Annotated in this window: 20 protein-coding genes and 2 tRNA genes; 7 read left to right on the plus strand and 15 right to left on the minus strand. The window is 66.9% G+C overall.

Annotated features, from left to right (window positions below; genetic code table 11):
- Nucleotides 1–81 precede the first annotated feature (81 nt).
- From PO605_RS20320 to PO605_RS20330, 3 genes are all read right to left on the minus strand, one after another.
- On the minus strand, nucleotides 82–912 hold the full coding sequence (locus PO605_RS20320) for a MetQ/NlpA family ABC transporter substrate-binding protein (RefSeq protein WP_017407338.1): 831 nt from the start codon (nucleotides 910–912) through the stop codon (nucleotides 82–84).
- Nucleotides 913–974: 62 nt separating this feature from the next.
- Nucleotides 975–1640 carry a methionine ABC transporter permease gene (locus tag PO605_RS20325; RefSeq protein ID WP_012206396.1) on the minus strand — a complete coding sequence of 222 codons (666 nt, stop codon included), beginning with the start codon at nucleotides 1638–1640 and terminating at the stop codon, nucleotides 975–977.
- A 50-nt stretch (nucleotides 1641–1690) separates the two neighbouring features.
- Nucleotides 1691–2572: a methionine ABC transporter ATP-binding protein gene (locus tag PO605_RS20330; RefSeq protein WP_046985622.1), complete on the minus strand. Its 882-nt coding sequence runs from the start codon at nucleotides 2570–2572 to the stop codon at nucleotides 1691–1693.
- A 386-nt stretch (nucleotides 2573–2958) separates the two neighbouring features.
- Here PO605_RS20330 and PO605_RS20335 point away from each other — a divergent pair, with 386 nt between their 5' ends.
- The 6 genes from PO605_RS20335 to PO605_RS20360 all read left to right on the plus strand — a co-directional run bounded on the left by PO605_RS20335 (nucleotide 2959) and on the right by PO605_RS20360 (nucleotide 8392).
- The gene (locus tag PO605_RS20335; RefSeq protein ID WP_272206799.1) at nucleotides 2959–3699 is read left to right on the plus strand and encodes an energy-coupling factor ABC transporter ATP-binding protein; all 741 of its coding nucleotides are present in this window, start codon (nucleotides 2959–2961) and stop codon (nucleotides 3697–3699) included.
- A gap of 17 nt (nucleotides 3700–3716) precedes the next feature.
- A complete protein-coding gene (locus PO605_RS20340) occupies nucleotides 3717–4310 on the plus strand; it encodes an energy-coupling factor transporter transmembrane component T family protein (RefSeq protein WP_017406442.1) in 594 nt (197 codons plus the stop codon).
- A gap of 61 nt (nucleotides 4311–4371) precedes the next feature.
- On the plus strand, nucleotides 4372–4965 hold the full coding sequence (locus PO605_RS20345) for a biotin transporter BioY (RefSeq protein WP_016448270.1): 594 nt from the start codon (nucleotides 4372–4374) through the stop codon (nucleotides 4963–4965).
- The gene (locus tag PO605_RS20350) at nucleotides 4958–6466 is read left to right on the plus strand and encodes an AMP-binding protein (RefSeq protein WP_047473940.1); all 1509 of its coding nucleotides are present in this window, start codon (nucleotides 4958–4960) and stop codon (nucleotides 6464–6466) included. Before PO605_RS20345 ends, PO605_RS20350 begins: the two co-directional genes overlap by 8 nt.
- The gene (locus PO605_RS20355; RefSeq protein ID WP_047473939.1) at nucleotides 6463–7662 is read left to right on the plus strand and encodes a thiolase family protein; all 1200 of its coding nucleotides are present in this window, start codon (nucleotides 6463–6465) and stop codon (nucleotides 7660–7662) included. Before PO605_RS20350 ends, PO605_RS20355 begins: the two co-directional genes overlap by 4 nt.
- A gap of 4 nt (nucleotides 7663–7666) precedes the next feature.
- Entirely contained in the window at nucleotides 7667–8392 is a 726-nt protein-coding gene (locus tag PO605_RS20360) for a nitroreductase (RefSeq protein ID WP_047473938.1), read from the plus strand.
- A gap of 188 nt (nucleotides 8393–8580) precedes the next feature.
- Here the strand turns inward: PO605_RS20360 and PO605_RS20365 are convergent, their stop codons facing one another.
- The 4 genes from PO605_RS20365 to ydiJ form a co-directional block, all read right to left on the minus strand.
- Nucleotides 8581–9399: a MetQ/NlpA family ABC transporter substrate-binding protein gene (locus PO605_RS20365; RefSeq protein ID WP_016448274.1), complete on the minus strand. Its 819-nt coding sequence runs from the start codon at nucleotides 9397–9399 to the stop codon at nucleotides 8581–8583.
- A gap of 134 nt (nucleotides 9400–9533) precedes the next feature.
- Entirely contained in the window at nucleotides 9534–9884 is a 351-nt protein-coding gene (locus tag PO605_RS20370) for a single-stranded DNA-binding protein (RefSeq protein ID WP_012206405.1), read from the minus strand.
- Nucleotides 9885–10085: 201 nt separating this feature from the next.
- Nucleotides 10086–10162: transfer RNA gene (locus PO605_RS20375), tRNA-Pro, on the minus strand.
- Nucleotides 10163–10270: 108 nt separating this feature from the next.
- Nucleotides 10271–13330 carry a D-2-hydroxyglutarate dehydrogenase YdiJ gene (gene ydiJ, locus PO605_RS20380; RefSeq protein ID WP_047473936.1) on the minus strand — a complete coding sequence of 1020 codons (3060 nt, stop codon included), beginning with the start codon at nucleotides 13328–13330 and terminating at the stop codon, nucleotides 10271–10273.
- Nucleotides 13331–13383: 53 nt separating this feature from the next.
- On the opposite strand from ydiJ, the gene PO605_RS20385 reads away from it, so the two are divergent.
- Nucleotides 13384–14382: a LysR substrate-binding domain-containing protein gene (locus PO605_RS20385; RefSeq protein ID WP_082001616.1), complete on the plus strand. Its 999-nt coding sequence runs from the start codon at nucleotides 13384–13386 to the stop codon at nucleotides 14380–14382.
- 110 nt (nucleotides 14383–14492) lie between these two features.
- On the opposite strand, the gene PO605_RS20390 is transcribed toward PO605_RS20385, so the two are convergent.
- The 8 genes from PO605_RS20390 to infC form a co-directional block, all read right to left on the minus strand.
- Nucleotides 14493–14569 (minus strand) — tRNA-Pro (locus tag PO605_RS20390).
- A 30-nt stretch (nucleotides 14570–14599) separates the two neighbouring features.
- Nucleotides 14600–15010, minus strand: a complete 411-nt coding sequence (locus PO605_RS20395) for a MerR family transcriptional regulator (protein WP_047473935.1) — start codon at nucleotides 15008–15010, stop codon at nucleotides 14600–14602.
- A 181-nt stretch (nucleotides 15011–15191) separates the two neighbouring features.
- Complete coding sequence (locus PO605_RS20400; RefSeq protein WP_016448314.1) at nucleotides 15192–15524, minus strand: integration host factor subunit alpha; 333 nt, start codon at nucleotides 15522–15524, stop codon at nucleotides 15192–15194.
- 33 nt (nucleotides 15525–15557) lie between these two features.
- Nucleotides 15558–18005 (minus strand): phenylalanine--tRNA ligase subunit beta, encoded by a 2448-nt coding sequence (gene pheT, locus PO605_RS20405; RefSeq protein WP_047473934.1) that lies wholly within the window; start codon nucleotides 18003–18005, stop codon nucleotides 15558–15560.
- A 212-nt stretch (nucleotides 18006–18217) separates the two neighbouring features.
- Nucleotides 18218–19270, minus strand: coding sequence for a phenylalanine--tRNA ligase subunit alpha (gene pheS, locus PO605_RS20410; RefSeq protein ID WP_012206411.1), 1053 nt, complete (start codon nucleotides 19268–19270; stop codon nucleotides 18218–18220).
- A gap of 110 nt (nucleotides 19271–19380) precedes the next feature.
- Nucleotides 19381–19740: a 50S ribosomal protein L20 gene (rplT, locus tag PO605_RS20415; RefSeq protein WP_012206412.1), complete on the minus strand. Its 360-nt coding sequence runs from the start codon at nucleotides 19738–19740 to the stop codon at nucleotides 19381–19383.
- A gap of 26 nt (nucleotides 19741–19766) precedes the next feature.
- Nucleotides 19767–19970 carry a 50S ribosomal protein L35 gene (gene rpmI, locus PO605_RS20420; RefSeq protein ID WP_046240115.1) on the minus strand — a complete coding sequence of 68 codons (204 nt, stop codon included), beginning with the start codon at nucleotides 19968–19970 and terminating at the stop codon, nucleotides 19767–19769.
- 203 nt (nucleotides 19971–20173) lie between these two features.
- On the minus strand, nucleotides 20174–20794 hold the full coding sequence (gene infC, locus PO605_RS20425; RefSeq protein WP_074923479.1) for a translation initiation factor IF-3: 621 nt from the start codon (nucleotides 20792–20794) through the stop codon (nucleotides 20174–20176).
- Nucleotides 20795–20819 lie beyond the last annotated feature (25 nt).

Genomic DNA, 20819 nt, shown 5'->3' on the forward strand with positions numbered 1-20819 from the left:
TTGCTCCTGGAGGAAGTGGCGAAAAACGGGTGGGAGGCGTACCTCCCGCAGGCAGCCATTATGTGGCTGCCTGCACGGCGCTTACTGTAGGAAAGTGGGCTTGGCATAGCCCTGGAACTTGCTGTCCACCACGGCCTTGAACTCCGCCGAACGGTAGACCTCGGCCAGGTCCTTGGCCCATGCCGCGCCCTGGTCCTTCTTCTTGATGGCCACGACGTTCAGGTAGTGGTCGGGGGTCTTTTCCAGCGAGACGGCCTCGGTCAGCTTCAGGCCCGAGGAGATGGCGAAGTTGCCGTTGATGATGGCGTATTCGGTATCGCCCAGCGAGCGCGGCAGCTGCGCGGCTTCCAGCGGGATGAACTTGAGCTTGCGCGGGTTCTCGGCCAGGTCCTTTTCGGACACGCGCAGCGGGTCGATGCCGGGCTTGGCCTTGATCAGGCCGGCCTGCTCCAGCAGCACCAGCGCGCGGGCCAGGTTGCTCGGGTCGTTGGGCAGGGTCACGCGGTCGCCTTCCTTGGCCTCGGCCAGGGTCTTGCGGGTCTTGGAGTACACGCCCAGGGGGGCAATGGGGCCTTGCACCAGTTCCACCAGGTCCAGCTTCTGGTCGGCCGCGAACTTCTGCAGGTAGACACGGTGCTGGAAGAAGTTGGCATCCAGCGAGCCCTGGGCCAGCGCCAGGTTGGGCTGCACGTAGTCGTTGAACTCCACCAGCTTGACCTGGTAGCCCTTCTTTTGCAGCAGCGGCACGATGCCCTGCTTGAGCTGGTCGATGTTGGAGCCTGCCGTGCCGCCGATCACCAGCTGCTTCTTGTCGGCCTGGGCATGGGCGGGCAGCGCCAGCACGCTGACGGCGGCAAGGGCGGCGGCCGAGGCCAGCAGGTGGCGGCGCACGAAGGAAAGGGATGCGGTCATGTCGGAATCCTTTTTTTGGGAGGGAGCGGGAAGAAAGAAGAAAGCGGGTCTGGACAGCGCGCTCAGCCGCGCTTGTCCAGGCGGCGGGCCGCCGTGTTGCCCACGAACTGGATGACCTGGACCATGGCCACGAGGATGGTCACGGTGAGCACCATCACATCGGTCTGGAAGCGGTAGTAGCCGTAGCGGATGGCCAGATCGCCAATGCCGCCGCCGCCCACCACGCCGGCAATGGCCGAGTACGACAGAAAGCTCACGGCCAGCACGGTCAGCGCCAGCACCAGGCCCGAACGCGCCTCGACGATGAGCACGCGCCAGACGATCTGCAGCTCCGAGGCGCCCATGGCGTGCGCGGCCTCGATCACGCCGCGCGGCACGTCGCGCAGGCACTGGTCCACCAGGCGTGCCAGGTAGGGAATGGCCGCCACGGACAGCGGCACGGCCGCAGCCAGTGGGCCGATGGAGGTGCCGGCCAGCCAGCGCGTGAAGGGCACCAGCGCGACCAGCAAGATGATGAAGGGGAAGGACCGCACGGTATTGACCGTCCAGTTCAGCACGGCAAAGGCCGGGCGGTTGTCCAGCGACTGGCCGGGGCCCAGCAGGAACAGCAGCACGCCCAGCGGGCCGCCGATCAGCACGGCGGCCGACAGGCCGATGCCCAGCATCAAAAGGGTCTGGCCCATGGCCAGCCACAGCTCGGGCAGGATTTCGACGATGTTTTCAGACATGGGAATGCGGAAGCTAAAAGAAGAGGAAAACGGGACCGGGCGAAAGCCCGTCAGTGCTCGGAGCCGCCCACGGCGCGCAGCACCACGGGGCGGGTGGCGCCGCGCTCGCGCAGGGCCTTGTCGGCACGCTCCACGCGCAGGGCCTCAAGTTCGCTGCCCAGCAGCGTGGCGCGCTGCGGCGCCTCGTAGGCACGGCCCTGCGGCAGGGCGGGCAGCGTGAAGCGTTCGGCCACCTGGCCCTGCTCGATGATGGCCACCTCGCTGCACAGCGCATCGACCACGGCCAGCTCGTGCGTGACGATGACGATGGTCACGCCCAGGCGGCTGTTGATGTCCGCCAGCGTGGCCAGGATGGAGCGCGTGGTCTCGCTGTCCAGCGCCGAGGTGGGCTCGTCGCACAGCAGCACCTGCGGGCGCGGCGCCAGGGCACGCGCAATCGCCACGCGCTGCTTCTGACCTCCGGACAGTTGGGCCGGATAGCTGCCGGCCTTGTCGGCCAGGCCCACGATGTCCAGGCATTCGCGCACGCGCTGCTCGATCTGGGCGCGCGAGTGGCCGCCATGGATGCGCAGCGGAAAGGCCACGTTCTCGAACACGCTGGCGTTCTGCAGCAGGTTGAACTGCTGAAAAATCATGCCGATGTTCTGGCGCGCCTCGCGCAGCGCGCGGCGGCCCAGATCGGTCAGGCGCTGGCCTGCCACCACCACCTCGCCGCTGTCGGGACGCTCGAGCAGGTTGATCAGGCGCAGCAGCGTGGACTTGCCCGCACCGCTCTTGCCGATCAGGCCGAAGACCGTGCCCTGGCCGATGTCCAGTGATACCGAACGCACGGCATCGAAGTGCTTGCCATCGGCTGTTACAAATTTCTTTTGCAGGTCGCGCAGGCGGATCAGCGCGTTTTCCGGGGCCAAATGGGCGGTCTGGACGGTCATGGAGTCTCGGTTCGGCAGTGAAAACGGTCCTGGGATCGGCAACGGCAGCCTTTGCACCGCCATCTCCAGGCAATGGCGCGCAATTTCCGGGCCCTGTGCTGCGCAGTTGGACGCAGTTGCAAGCCGATGGGCATGCGTTGTCTTGCGTCGTCGCCAAGCACAGGCGAATCCCCAGGATCTGCCGTCATTAGTGTTCTAACGAGTGTGTTGCAAAACGTTGTTCAAACAAAAGAATAAAAAATACGGTGCTTATATCGATTGCCGTCTTTCAAGCCTTGATGTACGGCCTGGACGGCATTGCTAGAATCCGCCCCCGACAGGCCTGTACAACGGCAAGATTCCTTGTGGTTGCGTGCATTACAGGTAAGTACCCGCTTTCATTCGCCATGGCTGAATCCTCCCGAACTGCCGACTGCCCCGCCTGCGCCGCCAGCCTGCGCGTGGAAGCGGTGCGCCTGCGGCGTGGCATCACAACCGTCTTTGATGGCCTGGACCTGCAGCTGGACGAGCCGCGCGTGGGACTCATCGGCGACAACGGCGCGGGCAAGACCAGTCTGTTCCGGCTGCTGTGCGGCCTGGATGCGCCGCAGGCCGGGCGCGTGCTGCTGGACGGCACCGAACTGCACGAGGCCCGCGCCAGGCGGCCGGGCCAGGTCGGGCTGATGTTCCAGAACCCCGACGACCAGATCATCTTCCCCACCGTGGAGGAAGAGCTGGCCCTGGGATTGCGCCCTTCGGGCATCTCGCGGCGCGAGGCCACGGAGCGCGCCCGCGCCCTGCTGAGCAGCCGCGGCCTGGCCGACTGGGCACCGCGCGCCGTGGCCGGGCTCAGCCAGGGCCAGCGCCAGCAGGTGTGCTGGCTGGCCCTGCTCATTGCCGCGCCGCGCGTGCTGCTGCTGGACGAGCCCTTCGCCAGCCTGGACCTGCCGGGCCAGGCGCGGCTGGCCAGAGACATCGCGGCCGCCGAGCAGCAGGTGCTGGTCTCCACCCATGTGCTGGACCACGTGCGCAGCTTTGGCCGCGTGCTCTGGCTGGAGCGCGGCCAGGTGCGCGCAGACGGCCCCGGCCATGAGGTCTGCGCAGCCTATGAAGCCGACGTGGCCCGGCGGCTGCAGACGCAGTCCTGACGCAGGAGCCGGCCGCCATGGGAAGCCTCTACAGCGAATACACCAGCTGGCTCCATGCCTGGAGTGCGGGCCGCAAGCTGCTGCTCATGGCGCTGCTGGGAACGGGCCTGTTCCTCATCGATTCACCGTGGCTGCTGGCCCTGGCCGGCGCCGCCTGCGGCCTGCTGTGGCTGTCGCTGGGCCGCGCCACCGAGGGCGCACGGCGGCTCATGCTGTCGGTGACCGTGGCCGCCCTGCTGGTGGCTGCCTTCCATGTGTGGATGCAGCATTACGCCCTGGCCGCCTCCAGCGCGCTGCGCCTGGTCTGCGCCTCCACGCTGGGCATGGCGCTGACCGTGAGCACGCGCCCCAGCGATCTGGTCGATGTGCTGGAGCGGCTGCTGGCGCCGCTGGAGCGCATCGGCATCTCCCCCGAACAGGTGGCCCTGCAGCTGGCATTGATGCTGCGTTTCACCGAGCATTTCTTCGTGCAGTGGAAGCGCATGGACGATGCCCACCGGCTGCGCACGGGCCGCGCCGGCGGCCTGCGCCTGATTGCGCCGCTGACCATCCACATGCTGCAGGCCACGCGCCGCGTGTCCGATGCGCTGTGGGCGCGCCTGGGCCGCTGAGGCCTGCCCTGCCGATTTGCCCTGCTGAACTGCCCTTCCTGACCGACAGCGAGAACTCTCCATGACCGCTCCCTCCACCGTCTCACGCGCCTCGGCGCGCTCCATGGCCCAGGTCTCGCTGTTCGCGGCACTGATGGCCGTCATGGGCCTGATTCCCAAGATCGACCTGCCGCTGGGCGTGCCCATCACCATCCAGTCGCTGGGCGTGATGCTGGCCGGCGTGATGCTCGGCCCCTGGCGCGGCATGCAGTCCATGCTGCTGTTCCTTGCGGCCGTGGCCGTGGGCCTGCCGCTGCTGTCGGGCGGGCGCGGCGGCATTGCCGTCTTCATGGCGCCCTCGGCCGGCTACCTGCTGGGCTACCCGCTGGCGGCCTGCATTGCCGGCCTGGTCATGCGTGCGCTGCCCCAGGGCTCGCCCCGGCGCGCGGCGCTCAGCGCCTTTGCGGCCTCGGCGCTGGGCGGGCTGGTGGCCCTGCATGCCTTCGGCGTGCTGGGGCTGATGCTGATGGCCAAGCTCAGCCTGTCGCAGGCCTTCATGGCCACCTTGCTGTTCGTGCCCGGCGATCTGGTCAAGTGCGTGCTGTGCGCCCTGGTGGTGCACACGGTGGCGCGCGGCATGCCGGACTGGCCGTTCGGAGGCCGCCAGCATGGCTGAGCCATCCGCGCGTCATCCGCTGGCCGCGCCGCTGCAGCACCCATGGACCCTGGTCCATGGCCCGCTGGAGCATTGGGCGCGGCAGCGCCCCGATGCGATGGCGCTGCAAAGCGAGGCCGGCCAATGGAGCTTTGCCGCGCTGCATGCCGCCGTGCTGCAGCGCTCGGCCGCGCTGGTGGCCGGCCAGGCGCCAGAGATGCTGCTGGTGGACACGGGCGGCAGCGCCAGCACCGTGGATGCCATCGTCGAATTCCTCGCCATCCTGCACAGCGGCCGCTGCGCCGCCGTGGCCGATCCTGATTGGCCCGAGGCCGTGCGCAGCCGCATCGAGGGCTGGCTGCCCACGGCGCCCAGCGCTCTGGCCGAGGCCACGGCCACCGGCGCCTTCTACACCGGCTTCACCTCGGGCAGCACCGGGCTGCCCAAGGGCTTCATGCGCCACCACCGTTCGTGGACAGAGAGCTTTCGCGTCTGCCTGCAGGACTTCGGCCCCGTGGCCGCGCAGCGCACCATGGCGCCCGGGCGCATCTCGCATTCGCTGTTCCTGTTCGGCGTGATGCAGGGCCTGTGGTGCGGCGAAGGCGCCGTGGTGCAGGAGCGGTTCTCGGCGGCGCGCTGCCTGACCAGCCTGGCGCGCGGCGAAGCCCCCTGCCTGGTCGCCGTGCCCAGCCAGCTGCTGCTGATGCTGCAATGGGCCGCACACCGCGCGCTGGCGCCCATCCCCGAGGTGGAACTGATCATGATCAGCGGCGCGCGCTGGATGCGCGCCCAGACCCCAGCCCTGCGCGCGCTGTTTCCGCGCGCACGCATCATCGAGTTCTACGGCGCCTCGGAGGCCAGCTTCATCGCCTGGATGGAGGCCGACGAACAGGCCCCGCCCCAGGCCGTGGGCCGGCCCTTCAGCAATGTGCAGTTGCAGATCCGCCCCGCCACGCAGCAGCCCGGCGACCAGCCCCTGCAGCCGGGCGAGGACGGCCTGATCTACATGCGCAGCCCCATGCTGTTCATGGACTATGTGGGCGAGGCGCGCGATGGCACGGCCGCGCTGCGCGACGGCGAATGGCTGTCCGTGCGCGACATGGGCCATATCGATGCCGGCGGCCAGCTGTGCCTGGCCGGGCGCCAGAGCCGCATGCTCGTCACCCAGGGCAAGAACCTGTTCCCCGAGGAAGTCGAGACCCTGCTGGCCGCGCACCCGGGCGTGGCCCAGGTCTCCATCCAAGGCCTGCCCGACGCGCTGCGCGGCATGCAGGTGCACGCCGTCGTGCAATGGCACGGCGCCGCGCCCGCAGGCTCCGCACAGGCGCTGGCGGCCTGGCTGCGCGACCGGCTGGAAAGCTACAAGCTGCCGCGCCAATGGTGGAGCTGCACCGACTGGCCGCAGACCGCCAGCGGCAAGACCGACCACGGCCGGCTGGCGCGCGCACTGGCCGCCACTGCCACCGCCACAGACGCTGGCCGGGCACTGCCCGGCGAACCCGCGCTGCTGCCCCTGCCATGAACCTGCAAGACGCCCCCGTCATCCTGGCCTGGGCGCGCAGCCCTGTCGCCCCCGTGGGCGGTGCATTGCGCGAATTTGCTGCGCACGAGCTGGGCGCGCCCGTGCTCCAGGCCCTGCTGGCCCGGGCCGGCCTGCCTGCCCGGGCCGTGGATGCCGTGGTCTTAGGCAACGCCCTGGGCGCAGGCGGCAACCCGGCCCGCATGCTGGCCCTGGCTGCGGGCCTGCCGGAGCGCTGCGCGGCCCACAGCGTGGATACCCAGTGCTGCTCGGGCCTGGACAGCGTGGCCCTGGCCGCAGGCCTGCTGATGTCGGGCCAGGCCGATATCGTGGTGGCCGGTGGTGCCGAGGCCTGGAGCCGCGCCCCCATCCGCCAGACGCGCCCGCGCCATGCAGGCGAGCTGCCCGTCACCTATGACCGCCCCGCCTTCGCCCCCGATCCCGCACGTGACCCGGACCTGCTGCAATCGGCCGCCGACCACGCGCTGGCCCACGGCATCACCCGCGCCGTTCAGGAGGCCCATGCCATCCAGAGCCACGCGCAGGCGCTCGCGCACCGCGACCGGTTGGCCCAAGAGATCGTGCCCATGGCGGGGCTGGACCACGACGCCTATCCGCGCGCCCTGAATCCGGCCCGCGTTGCCCGCATGCCCGTGGTGGCCGAAGCGGGCAGCGCCTTTGATGCCCAGGCGCGCCAGCGCCATGCGCTGAGCACGCCCACCATCTCGCCCAAGGCCGATGGCGCTGCCCTGGTGCTGCTGGCCACGCCGCAGGCCTGTGCACGCCTGGGCCTGCAGCCACGCGCCCGCTGGGTGGCCAGTGCCTCGCTGGGCCATGCGCCCGAAACACCGCTGGTCGCCGCCGCACTGGCGGCCCAGCAGGTGCTGGAGCGTGCAGCCGCAGCGCTGCAGCTGCCTGGCCTGACTGCGGCAGAGCTCCAGGCTGTGGAGCTGCACGATGCCTTCGCCGTGCAGGCCCTGGCCTTTGCCGAAACCCTGGGCCTGCCGCTGCAGCAGCTCAACACCGGCGGCGGTGGCCTGGCGCGCGGCCATCCCATAGGCGCATCGGGCGCGGTTGCGCTGGTGCGCATGCTCTCAGACCTGCACCGCACGCCAGCAGCCCACAGACCGGCCCTGGGCCTGGCCGCCATTGCAGGGGCTGGCGGCATAGGCGCGGCCTGCCTGGTGCAGGCGCTTTGAATCCATGGACTCCGCATTTCCCATGTCCGCCAACCCACCGTCCGACACCCTTCCCTTTGGCGATGCGCATGAGGCCCTGGTGCACGCGCGCCGCTCCGTGCGCGCCTACCGGCCCGATCCCGTGCCGGACGCGCTGCTGCACCATTTGCTGCAATCGGCCCGCCGGGCGCCCAGCGGCGGCAACCTGCAGCCCGGCCAGTTCATCCAGGTGCGCGGCAGCCTGCGCGGCGCACTCACACAGGCGCTGCTGGCCGACTGGCAAGGCGGAGCACCTGAGCGCGAGGACTACGGCTACTTCCCCCGCCCCATGCCCATGGCGCTGCGCAAGCGCCAGGTGGCATCGGCCCAGGCCCTGTACAGCGCCCTGGGCGTGGCCCGCGAGGACCGTGCCGGGCGCGACGCGCAGTTCGGCCGCAACTACCGCTTCTTCGACGCGCCCGTGGCCCTGGTCGTGAGCATTGATGCCCGCTTCGGCGCAGGCGGTTACATGGACCTGGGCATGACCCTGTACGGCCTGCAAATGGCCGCAGCCGCCCAGGGCCTTGGCAGCTGCGCCATCGGCGCCCTGGCCTCCTACCCCGACACCGTGCGCCGCGTACTCGACCTGCCGCCCGGCGAGCACATCGTCTGCGGCCTGGCCCTGGGCTGGCCCGACGAGGCCGCCCCCGTTAACCGTACCCAGACCACCCGCGCACCGCTGACCGAATACTTCAAAGTGCTGGGGGAATGAAAAAAAGCTGCCGAAATCGGCAGCTTTGCGAGCTCGCGCCCACTAGTACGGGTCATGGCGATGGCACCACCAAGGCCCAACCCGGGGACACCGAGGAAGGGCAGCCCCGCACCGAGGGTGTCGTCCCCCTCCCCCGCGAAGCGGGTAGAGAGGGGGAAGGCGCGTCAGCGCCTCAGGGGGTGCGTTCTTCAGAACGCAGGAATCACCGACCCCTTGAACTGCACATCAATGAACTGGCGCACTTCATCGGAGTGGTAGGCCTTGATCAGCTGCGCCACCCAGGGCTTGCCCTTGTCGGCATCGCGCGCGACCAGGATGTTCACATAGGGGTTCTTGGCGGCTTCCTGCGCAATGGCATCGGTCTTGGGGTTCAGGCCTGCCGAGATCGCGAAGTTGGTGTTGATGGCCGAGGCGTCCAGGTCATCCAGCGAGCGTGGCAGCTGGGCTGCGTCCAGCTCCACGAAGCGCAGCTTCTTGGGGTTGGAGACCACGTCCAGCGGCGTGGCCTTCAGGCCCGCGCTTTCCTTGAGCTTGATCAGGCCCTGGGCCTGCAGCAGCAGCAGCACGCGGCCACCGTTGGTGGGGTCGTTGGGGATGCCGAACTTGGCGCCCTGGGGCAGGTCGGCCAGCTGCTTGATCTTCTTGGAATAGATGCCGATGGGGAAATTCACCGTGTCGGCCACCCAGCCGATCTTGTAGCCGCGGTCGCGCACCTGGGCGTCGAGGTAGGGGCGGTGCTGGTAGCTGTTGGCATCCAGGTCACCGGCAGACAGCGCGGCATTGGGCTGCACGTAGTCGCCGAATTCAACGATCTGGATCTTCAGGCCGTTCTTCTCGGCGACCTTCTTGACCTGCTCCATGATCTGGGCGTGCGGGCCGGCCGTGACGCCGACCTTGATGGGCTTGTCCTGCGCCTGCGCGGGCATGGCCAGCAGGGTCATGGCGGCGGTGCTGGCAATCGCGGCGGCCGTGAGCGTGCGGCGGAGGAAATGGCGCTTGGTGGGCATGGATGCGGTTCCTTGTAACCTGTCAAAAACACAGGCGCACACTGTAGCGCCAACACAGCGCACGGCGACCGTACCGGCACACTGCGGCTAGACAGTTTTTTCAGTAGCTCACAACCGGCGCCGCAGCGCGGGCGTCAGCGGTCCTGGAACTCGGGCGTTGCCATGACCTGGTGGGCCACGACATCCAGTACGGGGTGGGGTTGCTCCTGGCGGTCTATCCAGACCTTGGGCGTGAAGCTGCCACGCAGCGCCACGGCATCGCCTTCGATCAGATTGCGCAGCACCTCGCAGGCCTGGGCGTCGAATGCAACCACGTTGACCGGGATGGAAGTGCCATCGGATGCCTCGGAACGCACGCGGGCCACCATGAAGGGGCGCCGATTGCGGTCGCTGCGGTGTTCGGGCGTACCGGTGAGTCTGCCGGTAATCAGTCCATCCATCATGTGCGAGACCAGGAAGAAATCGTCAGTTACAAAAGACGCCATTGTAGGTGCAGGTCTTACGCATCCAGACCTGGCGGCGCATCTTCACGGTGCATGGAGTTTTCTGCGCTGGCTGCCCTCGCCATCCGCGAGGGAGCCGCCTGGCGGAACTGCACCCGCCCTTCGCCGCAAGGCACAATCGCGCGCAAAATCAAACGTACAAAGCAAAAAGCTCCTGACGTTTCCGTCAGGAGCTTTGCGTTGTGGTCGGCGTGGCGGGATTCGAACTCGCGACCCCTTGCACCCCATGCAAGTGCGCTACCAGGCTGCGCTACACGCCGAAGCATTGAATTATAGGGACTAAAAACGGGCCTTCAGGGAAAACGCAGAGATTTTTCAAAAATGTCTGCAAATTCCTGAAATGGCGACGTTCAGCCCCCCGCATCTTCTCACCCCTGATGCGTGGCGCGCACATGGTCCAGCAAGGCCTCCAGCGGATGGCGCACCTGGCGTTCGGACAGGCGCTTGACCTGGCTGCGGCAGGAGTAACCGGTGGCCAGCGGCTCGCCCAGCTCCTGCTTGCCTTCGATCTGCCGGGCCCATGACTGGGCATAGATGGTCTTGGAGGTTTCGAGGTTGCGCGACTCATGCCCGTAGGTGCCCGACATGCCGCAGCAGCCCGTGGCCTCCACGCTCAGGCGCAGGCCCCGTCGCTCGAAGAGCTGTGCCCACTGCTTGCCGCTGTCGGGCGCGTTGGTCTTTTCGGTGCAATGGGGCAGCAGGCGGTACGCAGTGCCTGCACTGCCCTCGTTCGTGCGCGCCTCGGGCAGCACCTGCTGCAGCCATTCCTGGGGCAGCGCCACCTTGGGCACCTCGCCCATGCCCGGCACCTTGAGGTATTCCTGCCGATAGGCCAGCGTCATGGCCGGGTCCAGCCCCACCAGCGCCACACCGGACTGAGCCAGTTGCGCCAGCTGCGCGGCATTGCGGATGGCCGCCTTGGCAAAGGCGCCCATGAATCCCTGCACATGCAGCGGCTTGCCATTGGGCAGCAGCGGCGCCAGCCAGACCTGGAACCCCAGGCGCGCGGCCAGCTCGATCAGCACCTGCAGCTGGCCGGTCTCGAAGTAGCGGGTGAAGCTGTCCTGCACGATGACCACGCTGCGCGCGCGCTGCTCGGGCGAAAGCGCGGCCAGCGCCTGCGCATCGGCCGCGCGCACCTTCCATTGCCGCAAGGTGGCTGCCAGGTCCAGCCGGCTCAGCAGCGGACCGTCGACCATGCCGATGCGCCGGCTGAGCACATCGCGCATCCATGGCGAGCCCATCACCCCGTTGTAGAGCGCGGGCATGCGCGCCAGCCACGGCATGGTGAACTCCAGCGAGCCGATCAGGTAGTCGCGCACGGGCCGCAGGTAGCGGCGGTGGTACAGCTCCAGAAAGCGCGAGCGGAATTCGGGCACGTTGACCTTGACGGGACACTGCCCGGCGCAGGACTTGCAGGCCAGGCAGCCGGCCATGGCGTCATAGACCTCGTGCGAGAAATCGGCCTCGCCGCGGCGCGCCGCGCGGCTGTTGCGCCAGCGCGCGGCCAGGCTGGACAGAAAGGGCTGGGGCCGCTGCGCGACCTCCAGCACGTTCACGCCTGCCTGCCCCTGCAGGCGCAGCCATTCGCGCATCAGCGAGGCCCGGCCCTTGGGCGAATGCACGCGCTGGCGCGTGGCCTTCCAGGACGGGCACATGGCGTCGTCCGGGTCGAAGTTGTAGCAGGCGCCATTGCCGTTGCAGTGCATGGCCGCGCCATAGCTTTGCCATACGCGCTCGTCGATCTGCCGATCCAGCTCGCCGCGCGTGGTGACGCCATCCACCTTGAGCAGCAAGGTCTTGCTGGCCGGCGGCGTGGCGATCTTGCCGGGGTTGAGCTGGTTGTGCGGGTCGAAGGCGGCCTTGAGCTGCTGCAGCGAGGGATACAGCTCGCCGAAGAAGGCCGGCACATATTCGGAGCGCAGGCCCTTTCCGTGCTCGCCCCACAGCAGGCCGCCATGGCGCTGCGTGAGTTCGGCCACCGCGTCGGAGATGGGGCGCACGAGGGCGGCGTCCACGGGGTTCTTCATGTCCAGGATGGGGCGCACATGCAGCACGCCGGCATCGACGTGGCCGAACATGCCGTACTGCAGGCCGTGGCTGTCCAGCAGCGCGCGGAACTCGGCAATGAACTCGGGCAGGTTCTCGGGCGGCACGGCCGTGTCTTCGACAAAGGGCTGGGGCCGCGCCTCGCCCGCCACGTTGCCCAGCAGGCCCACGGCGCGCTTGCGCATGGCATAGACGCGGTGGACCGCTGCATTGCCCGCCGCCAGCGTATGGCCCAGCCGCTCCACGGAGGTATCCGCGCCCAGGTGGACGAGGAAGGCCTGCACGCGGCCATCGACCTCCTGCGGATCGTCGCCGCTGAATTCCACCAGGTTGATGCCCAGCGTGGGGCGCTGGCCGTCCTGCGGGAAGTACTCGGCCACGCTGCTCCAGACGAAATCCTTCATGGCCAGCAGCAGCACTTTGGAATCCACCGTCTCGATGGACAGCGGCCGGTGTGCCATCAGCGCGCGCGCATCGCGCAGCGCGTCCATGAAGCCCGCGTAGCGCACATTGACCAGCACCGAATAGCGGGGAATGGGCAGCACGTTGAGCCGCGCCTCCACCACGAATCCCAGTGAGCCTTCGGCGCCGCACAGCACGCTGTTGAGGTTGAAGCGCCCGTCGCCGTCGCGCAGATGGGCCAGGTCATAGCCGGTGAGGCAGCGGTTGAGCTTGGGGAATCTGGCCTCGATCAACTCCGCCTGGTCCTCGCTGATGCGCCGCGCCGTGCGGTGCACCTTGCCGATGCGGCCCGAATCGGCGCACATGCGCTCCAGCGCCTCGGCATCCAGCGGCGCGCTGTGCAGGCGCTCGCCGCCCAGCAGCACGAAGTCCAGCGCCAGCACGTGGTCGCGCGTCTTGCCATAGGTGCAGCTGCCCTGCCCGCTGGCATCGGTGTTGATCATGCCGCCGATGGTGGCGCGGTTGGAGGTGGACAGCTCGGGCGCAAAGAACAGTCCGTATGGCTTGAGCGCGGCGTTGAGCTGGTCCTTGACCACGCCTGCCTGCACGCGCACCCAGCGCTGCTCGGCATTGATTTCAAGGATGCCATTCATGTGCCGCGACAAGTCCATGGTCACGCCATGCGTGAGCGACTGCCCGTTCGTGCCCGTGCCGCCGCCGCGCGGTGTCAGCACCACATCGCGGAACTCAGGCCGCGCCAGCACCTGCGCCGCCCTGGCCACATCCTCGGCGTGACGCGGGTAGATGGCCGCCTGCGGCATGCGCTGGTAGATGGAGTTGTCCGTGGCCAGCACGGTGCGGCTGGCATGGTCCGTGTCCACGTCGCCCTCGAAGCCGGCGGCCTTCAACGCTTCAAGAAACTCAAGGTATTGGGCAGGCACGGGGGCGCTGGCGTGGGGCAGTGGGGCAATCGACATGGAAGGCAAGGTGGGGAGATTTGTTGCTGGCGATCAGCCCAGGAAACCCATGCATGCAATACACGATTTCAGGCCGACCATGGCCGCAAGTATCTCTACACTCTTCCTCTGGAACAAACGAAAATTGCGGCTGCGAACACTGCATAAAACTCATGAATTACCGACGCCTGACGCCCTCCATGTCCCTGCTGCTGGTCTTCGAGGCGGCCGCGCGCCACGAAAGCTATGCGCGAGCGGCCGAGGAGCTGTCGCTCAGCCAGAGCGCCATCAGCCGGCAGGTGCAGACACTGGAGGCGCAGTTGGGCATCAGCCTGTTCCGCCGCGAGGGCCGCACGGTGCGCCTGACTGATGTGGGGCGCCGCTACTTCATCGACCTGGGCGCCGCGCTGGGCCGCATACGCAGCGCCACCCTGCAGGCCATGTCACGCCAGTCCGGCGGTGGCACGCTCAACCTGGCCACCCTGCCCACCTTCGGCTCCAAATGGCTGCTGCCGCACCTGCATGGCTTCTACCAGGCGCAGCCCGGGGTGACCATGCACATCCATTCCCGCATAGGCGACATCGACTTCGACAGCGCAGAGATAGACGCCGCCATCACCGTGGGCACGGGAGACTGGCCCGGGCTGACCGCGCATCGCCTGTACCACGAGTTTCTGGTGGCGGTGACCAGCCCGCAGGCGCTGCAGCAGGCCGGGCAGGCAGCAGCCTCGCCGGATTGGGCGGGCCAGCAGGTGCTGCTCACGGTGGCCAGCAACCGGCAGGCCTGGAGCGAGTGGTTCACGCACTATCGGCTCGATCACCGGCAGATGCGGATAGGACCGAGCTTCGAACTGACCTCGCACCTGATACAGGCCGTGCTGGCAGGCATGGGCGTGGGCCTGGTGCCACGGGTGCTGGTGGAAGAGGAGATAGCGCGCGGTGAGCTGCACGTGGTGGGAGACGCCATCCCCAGCCAGCGCAGCTACTACCTGGTCTATCCCGAGAGGAACGCGACACTGCCGGCGCTGGCAGCCTTCCGGCAATGGCTGCTTGAGACCTGCGCCCAGGGTTGATTCCCGCGCAACGGCCGCTCCCCTTCAGCGGTTGGTAGCGGTTGGTAGCGGCTGACGATGGCACAAAGAAAAACGGACCACAGCCAGAAGCTGTGGTCCGTATTCATTTATGGTCGGCGTGGCGGGATTCGAACTCGCGACCCCTTGCACCCCATGCAAGTGCGCTACCAGGCTGCGCTACACGCCGAAGAATTCAATTATATACAGCTTTTTGCTCTCAAATAGAAAGCAGCGCACGAATCTGCAAAAGCTCCTCGCGCACGGCCTCCGGCTCCAGCGGAACGCTGACCGCGGCATCGCCACCGAGCAGCGGCGCGGCAGCCGGCGCCGACACCACGACACCGGCCTGCAGCGCGGGAACCACGGCAGACCCCGAGGCCTCACGCAGGCGGTTGCGCGCGCCGTTGATGGTGAAGCCCTGTTCGTACAGCAGCTCGCGGATGCGCCGGATCATCAGCACTTCGTGGTGCTGGTAGTAGCGGCGGTTGCCGCGCCGCTTCATGGGGCGCAGCTGCGTGAACTCCTGCTCCCAGTAGCGCAGCACATGCGGCTTGACGTCGCACAGATCCGCGACCTCACCGATGGTGAAGTAGCGCTTGGCGGGAATCTGGGGCAGAAGTGAAGCCATGGCAAATGTGGATGAAGTCAGGATGTGCAATGCCGCTGGCGCGCGGACGCCGATCCGGGAAGAAGGCCGAGCCTACTGCACAGCTCGCCTGCAGGCCAGCACCCTGTCGTAAAAACAGCCCATCCACCGCGAGGCAGACAGGCTGGCGACAGCTGGCCATGCAGGCCCGGGCAGGCTTTCCTCAGGCCTGGGAGCCCGATGTGCCTTCCTGGATCTGCTCCTTGAGCTTGCTGCTCGCATGGAAGGTCACGACGCGGCGCGCCTCGATCGGAATGGCCTCGCCCGTGCGCGGATTGCGCCCCGGACGCGGCGCCTTGGTGCGGATCTGGAAGTTGCCGAAGCCCGACAGCTTCACATCCTCGCCCGACACCAGGCTTTGCGAGACCAGCTCGAAGAACGCATCCACCATTTCCTTGGATTCGCGCTTGTTCAGGCCGATCTCGTCGAACAGCAGATCCGCCAGCTGCGCCTTGGTCAGCGCAGGCGAATCAAGACTTTCCACCGCCAGTTCCATCACAGGATCTCCTTTCACGGCATGCACCCTCCATCATGCGCGCAGGCGCGCACCCAGACGCTGCTGCAGCTGCTCGAGCACGGCCTGCACGGCCTGCTCGATCTGCACATCCGTCAGCGAGCTGTCGTCATGGCCCAGCGTCAGGCGCACGGCCAGGCTCTTTTCGTCCTGCGCCAGCGCGCCCGGAGCCGCTGTCTCGCCGGCCTTGAGCGCCTTGGGACGGAACACATCGAACAGCACGGCAGAGCGCAGCAGGCCGCCGGTCTGGGCAGCCTCCACCGCCTGCATGAGCTGGGCATGCGTGGTCTTTTCGTTCACGACCACGGCAATGTCGCGCTCCACGGCCTGGTGCTTGGCCACGGGCTTGAACACCGGCACCTCGCGCGCCAGCACGGCATCGAGCTCCAGCTCGAACAGCACGGGCGCCTGGGCCAGATCCCATTGCTGGCGCCACTGGGGATGCAGCTCGCCTATGAAGCCGATGGACTGGCCATCGAGCAGCACGCGTGCGCAGCGGCCCGGGTGCATGGCCGGATGCTCGGCCGGCTCGAACACAGGCTTGCGCGGCGCCAGCAGCGCCTCGACATCGCCCTTGACGTCGTAGAAGTCGACCTTGGTCTCGCCACGAGCCCATTGCAGCTGCTCGGCAGCTCCCCAGGCCAGGCCCGCCACGCGCATGGGCTGGTAGAAGCCCTTGACCGTGGTGTCGCTGTCAACAACGCTGTCATCCTTGAGGAAGACACGGCCCAGCTCGAACACGCGCACGCGCTCGGCCTTGCGGTCGGCATTGAACTTGAGCACCTGCATGAGCGAGCCGATGAGGCTGGAGCGCATCACGCTGAGCTGGCTTGCGATGGGGTTGAGCAGCTGGATGGGATTGGCGTTGCCAGCCAGATCCTTCTCCCACGCGGCTTCCACAAAGCTGAAGTTGATGGTTTCCTGGTAACCCAGATCGGCCAGCGCGCGGCGCACGGCGAACTGGCTGCGGCGGTTTTCGGCGCGCAGCTTGGGCGCAATGGGCGCCAGCGGCTTGGTCGTGGGCAGGTTCTCGTAACCCACCATGCGCGCCACTTCCTCGATCAGGTCTTCCTCGATGTTGATGTCGAAGCGGAAGCTGGGCGGCGTGACGGTGAGCACGCCATCGCCCTGCTCCACCGGCAGGCCCAGGCCGGCCAGCGCATCGTGGCATTGCTGCTGCGTGAGCGGCATGCCGATGACCTTGGCCGCACGCGCCACGCGCAGCGTGACGGGCTTGGGCTGGGGCATATTGGACTTCTGGTCGTCGACGGGGCCGCAGACGGTCTCGGGCGTGCCGCAGATCTGCAGCACCAGTTCCGTGATGCGCTCGATGTGCTCGACGGTCAGCTCGGGATCAACACCCCGCTCGAAGCGGTGGCCCGCATCGGTGGAGAAGTTGTAGCGGCGCGAACGGCCGGCAATCGACTTGGGCCACCAGAATGCGGCCTCGATGTAGATGTGGCGCGTGTCGTCGGACACGGCCGTGGCGTCGCCGCCCATGATGCCGGCCAGCGATTCGACTTCGCGCTCATCGGCGATCACGCCCACCTGGCCATCCACGGTGACGGTATTGCCGTTGAGCAGCTTGAGCTGCTCGCCTTCCTTGCCCCAGCGCACCTGCAGGCCGCCGTGGATCTTGTCCAGGTCAAAGATGTGGGAGGGGCGGCCCAGCTCGAACATCACATAGTTGGAGATGTCCACCAGCGGCGCCACGCTGCGCTGGCCGCAGCGCGCCAGGCGATCGACCATCCACTGCGGCGTCTTCGCCTGGGTGTTGACGTTGCGTACCACGCGGCCCGAGAAGCGGCCGCACAGGTCGGGCGCCTCGATCTTCACGGCCAGCCTGTCCTGCACACCCACCGCAGCAGGCGTGAACGACTGGGGCTTGAGCGGCGCACCGGTCAGCGCAGCCACTTCGCGCGCCACACCATAGACGCTCAGGCAATGCGCCAGGTTGGGCGTGAGCTTGAGCGTGAACAGGGTGTCATCCAGGTTCAGGTATTCGCGGATGTTCTGGCCCAGGGGCGCGTCCAGCGGCAGCTCCATCAGGCCGCCATGGTCCTCGGACAGCTTGAGTTCGCGCGCCGAGCACAGCATGCCGAAGCTCTCCACGCCGCGCAGCTTGCCGATCTTGATGAGGAAGGGCTTGCCGTCTTCACCGGGTGGCAGCTCGGCGCCCACCGTGGCGCAAGGCACGCGGATGCCCACGCGCGCGTTGGGCGCGCCGCAGACGATGGTCAGCAGTTCGGGCCCGCCCACATCGACCTGGCACACGCGCAGGCGATCGGCATTGGGATGCTGCTCGGCAGCCTTGATCTCGCCGACGACGATCTTGGTGAACGGCGGTGCCACGGGCTCCAGCTCCTCCACCTCCAGGCCGGCCATGGTCAGGGTGTCGGCCAGTTCTTGGGTGGTCAGCGGCGGATTGCAGAACTCGCGCAGCCAGGATTCGGGAAATTGCATATCAGACTCTTTGGCGTTGGTTCGGTCCGCGCGCCACGGCGCTGGCGGACCCCATGAACGTATTGACGACTCTCATTCCAAGCCCCCGAACAGCCTGACCATGCGACTGGCGTGGTTCAGGCCGGAGACGCCGAGCAAGAGCAGCCTCGCGGCGAGGGCGTCGTCCCCCTCCCAGGGGGATGGCGCGCAGCGCCTCAGGGGGCGGTCCATTTCTAACGGAATTGCGACAGGAAGCGGATATCGCCGTCAAAAAACAGACGCAGATCGTTGACGCCATAGCGCAGCATGGTCAGGCGGTCAGGACCCATGCCAAAGGCAAAGCCGATGTACTTCTCAGGATCCAGCCCCATGTTGCGCACCACGTTGGGGTGCACCTGGCCGGATCCGGCCACCTCCAGCCAGCGGCCGGCCAGCGGGCCGCTCTGGAACTGGATATCGATCTCGGCGCTGGGCTCGGTGAAGGGGAAGAAGCTGGGACGGAAGCGCAACACCAGGTCGTCGCTCTCGAAGAAGGTCTTGCAGAAGTCGGTGAAGACCACCTTCAGATCCTTGAAGCTGACGTTCTCGCCGATCCACAGGCCTTCGCACTGGTGGAACATGGGCGAGTGCGTGGCATCGCTGTCCACGCGGTAGGTGCGGCCCGGCGCGATCACGCGGATCTCGGGCATGCCCTGGCCGGCGTCCAGCCGCTCACGGTATTTCTTGACGTGCTGCACGGCATGGCGCACCTGCATGGGGCTGGTGTGCGTGCGCAGCAGATTGGGGGCCTGTTCCGTGCCGCCTTCCACGTAGAAGGTGTCGTGCATGGAACGGGCGGGATGGTCTTCGGGCGTGTTCAGCGCCGTGAAGTTGAACCAGTCGGACTCGATCTCGGGGCCCTCGGCCACATCGAAGCCCATGGAGCCGAAGATGCCCTCGATGCGCTCCAGAGTCAGCGACACGGGGTGCAGGCCGCCCTGGCCACGGCGACGGCCCGGCAAGGTCACATCCAGCACCTCGGCCTTCAGGTGGGCCTGCAGTTCGGCATCGGCCAGGGCCTTGCGGCGCGCGGTCAGGGCGGCCTCGATGCCTTGCTTGGCCACGTTGATGGCGGCTCCGCGCGACTTCTTCTCTTCGACGGAAAGCTGCGCCATGCCCTTCATGAGCTCGGTCACCTTGCCCGACTTGCCCAGAAACTGCGCCTTGGCGTTTTCCAGATCAGCGGGGGTTTGTGCCTGCGCGAACAATTGCTGCGCGCTTTCGACCAGAGAATCCAACTCGTTCATATCGACTCTTTATCGACTGTGAAAAGAAACAAGGGCTAGCAGCCTTTTCAAGCCCTAGCCCTTGCTGTTTGCGCTGCAAGCCATCACGAGGATGGCCACAGACCGTTATCTCAAGCAGCCAGCTTGGCCTTGACTTGATCAACGATGCTGCTGAAAGCAGCCTTGTCGTGCACCGCGATATCGGCCAGCATCTTGCGGTCGATCTCGATGGCTGCCTTCTTCAGGCCGTTGGCGAACTGGCTGTAGGTCAGGCCCAGTTCACGTGCAGCGGCGTTGATACGGGCGATCCACAGACGGCGGAACACGCGCTTCTTGGCACGGCGGTCACGGTAGGCATATTGCCCAGCCTTCATCACCGCCTGCTTGGCGATGCGGAAGACATTGCCGCGGCGGCCGCGGAAACCCTTGGAAAGGGCCAGAACTTTTTTGTGACGGGCGCGGGCCGTTACACCACGTTTGACGCGAGGCATGTGTTTTCTCCTTGTTCGTCAGTGAATTACAGGCCAGCCATCGGCAGCATCTGTGCGATCGAGCCCATGTTGGTCTCATGCACAGCCACTGCACCACGCAGGTGACGCTTGTTCTTGGTGGTCTTCTTGGTCAAGATGTGACGCTTGAAGGCTTGACCGCGCTTGACGGTGCCACCGGGACGAACGCGAAAACGCTTCTTCGCGCTGCTCTTGGTCTTCATTTTGGGCATTTGAATGCTCCTGTTGTTTGTGCTCGTGAGGCGGCTCGCAACACTGCGCGCACTTGCTGGCCCCGAGACACTTCTGTGCCAGCCCGGAGGCCGGCAAGAACAAGGGACATGGATACCATGTCCCTTGCATCGCACGCCCCGCGCAATCGACTCGCGCAAGGCCTGCAAATTCTGTCGCCCCTCAGCGAAGGGCGAAACCGCGATTATGCCTTATCAGCCACCGCAGGTGCAGCAGAAACCTCTGCTTGCGGTTTGCCACCGGTGGTGGGCTTCTTGCGCGCAGGGGCGATCATCATCACCATCTGGCGGCCTTCGAGCTTGGGGAACTGCTCCACCTGGATGGAGTCCGCCAGATCGTCACGCAGACGGTTCAGCAGGTCCAGACCGATCTGCTGGTGCGTGATTTCACGGCCGCGGAAACGCAGCGTGATCTTGCACTTGTCACCATCGGCCAGGAATCGGCGGATGTTGCGCAGCTTGATGTTGTAGTCGCCGTCGTCGGTACCAGGGCGGAATTTCACTTCCTTGATTTCAATGACGGTCTGCTTGGCCTTGGCTTCGGCAGCCTTCTTCTGTTCAAGGTACTTGAACTTGCCATAGTCCATCAACCGGCAGACAGGCGGAGTGGCCGTGGCGGCGATTTCCACCAGGTCCACGTCCAACTCGCCCGCCATGCGCAGCGCTTCCTGCAGAGGCACGATGCCCAGCGGCTCGTTCTCCGGGCCGGACAGACGCACTTCAGGCGCCATGATTTCACGGTTGAGACGATGCTTGCGCTCTTCACGGTGGCGCCGATCACGAAATTCAGTAGCTATGGTTCTCACCCTTGGATTTAAGTTGCTACAACAG

The organism is Delftia sp. DT-2, from assembly GCF_028401915.1.
In the GTDB taxonomy this organism is placed as follows: Bacteria; Pseudomonadota; Gammaproteobacteria; order Burkholderiales; family Burkholderiaceae_C; genus Comamonas; species Comamonas tsuruhatensis.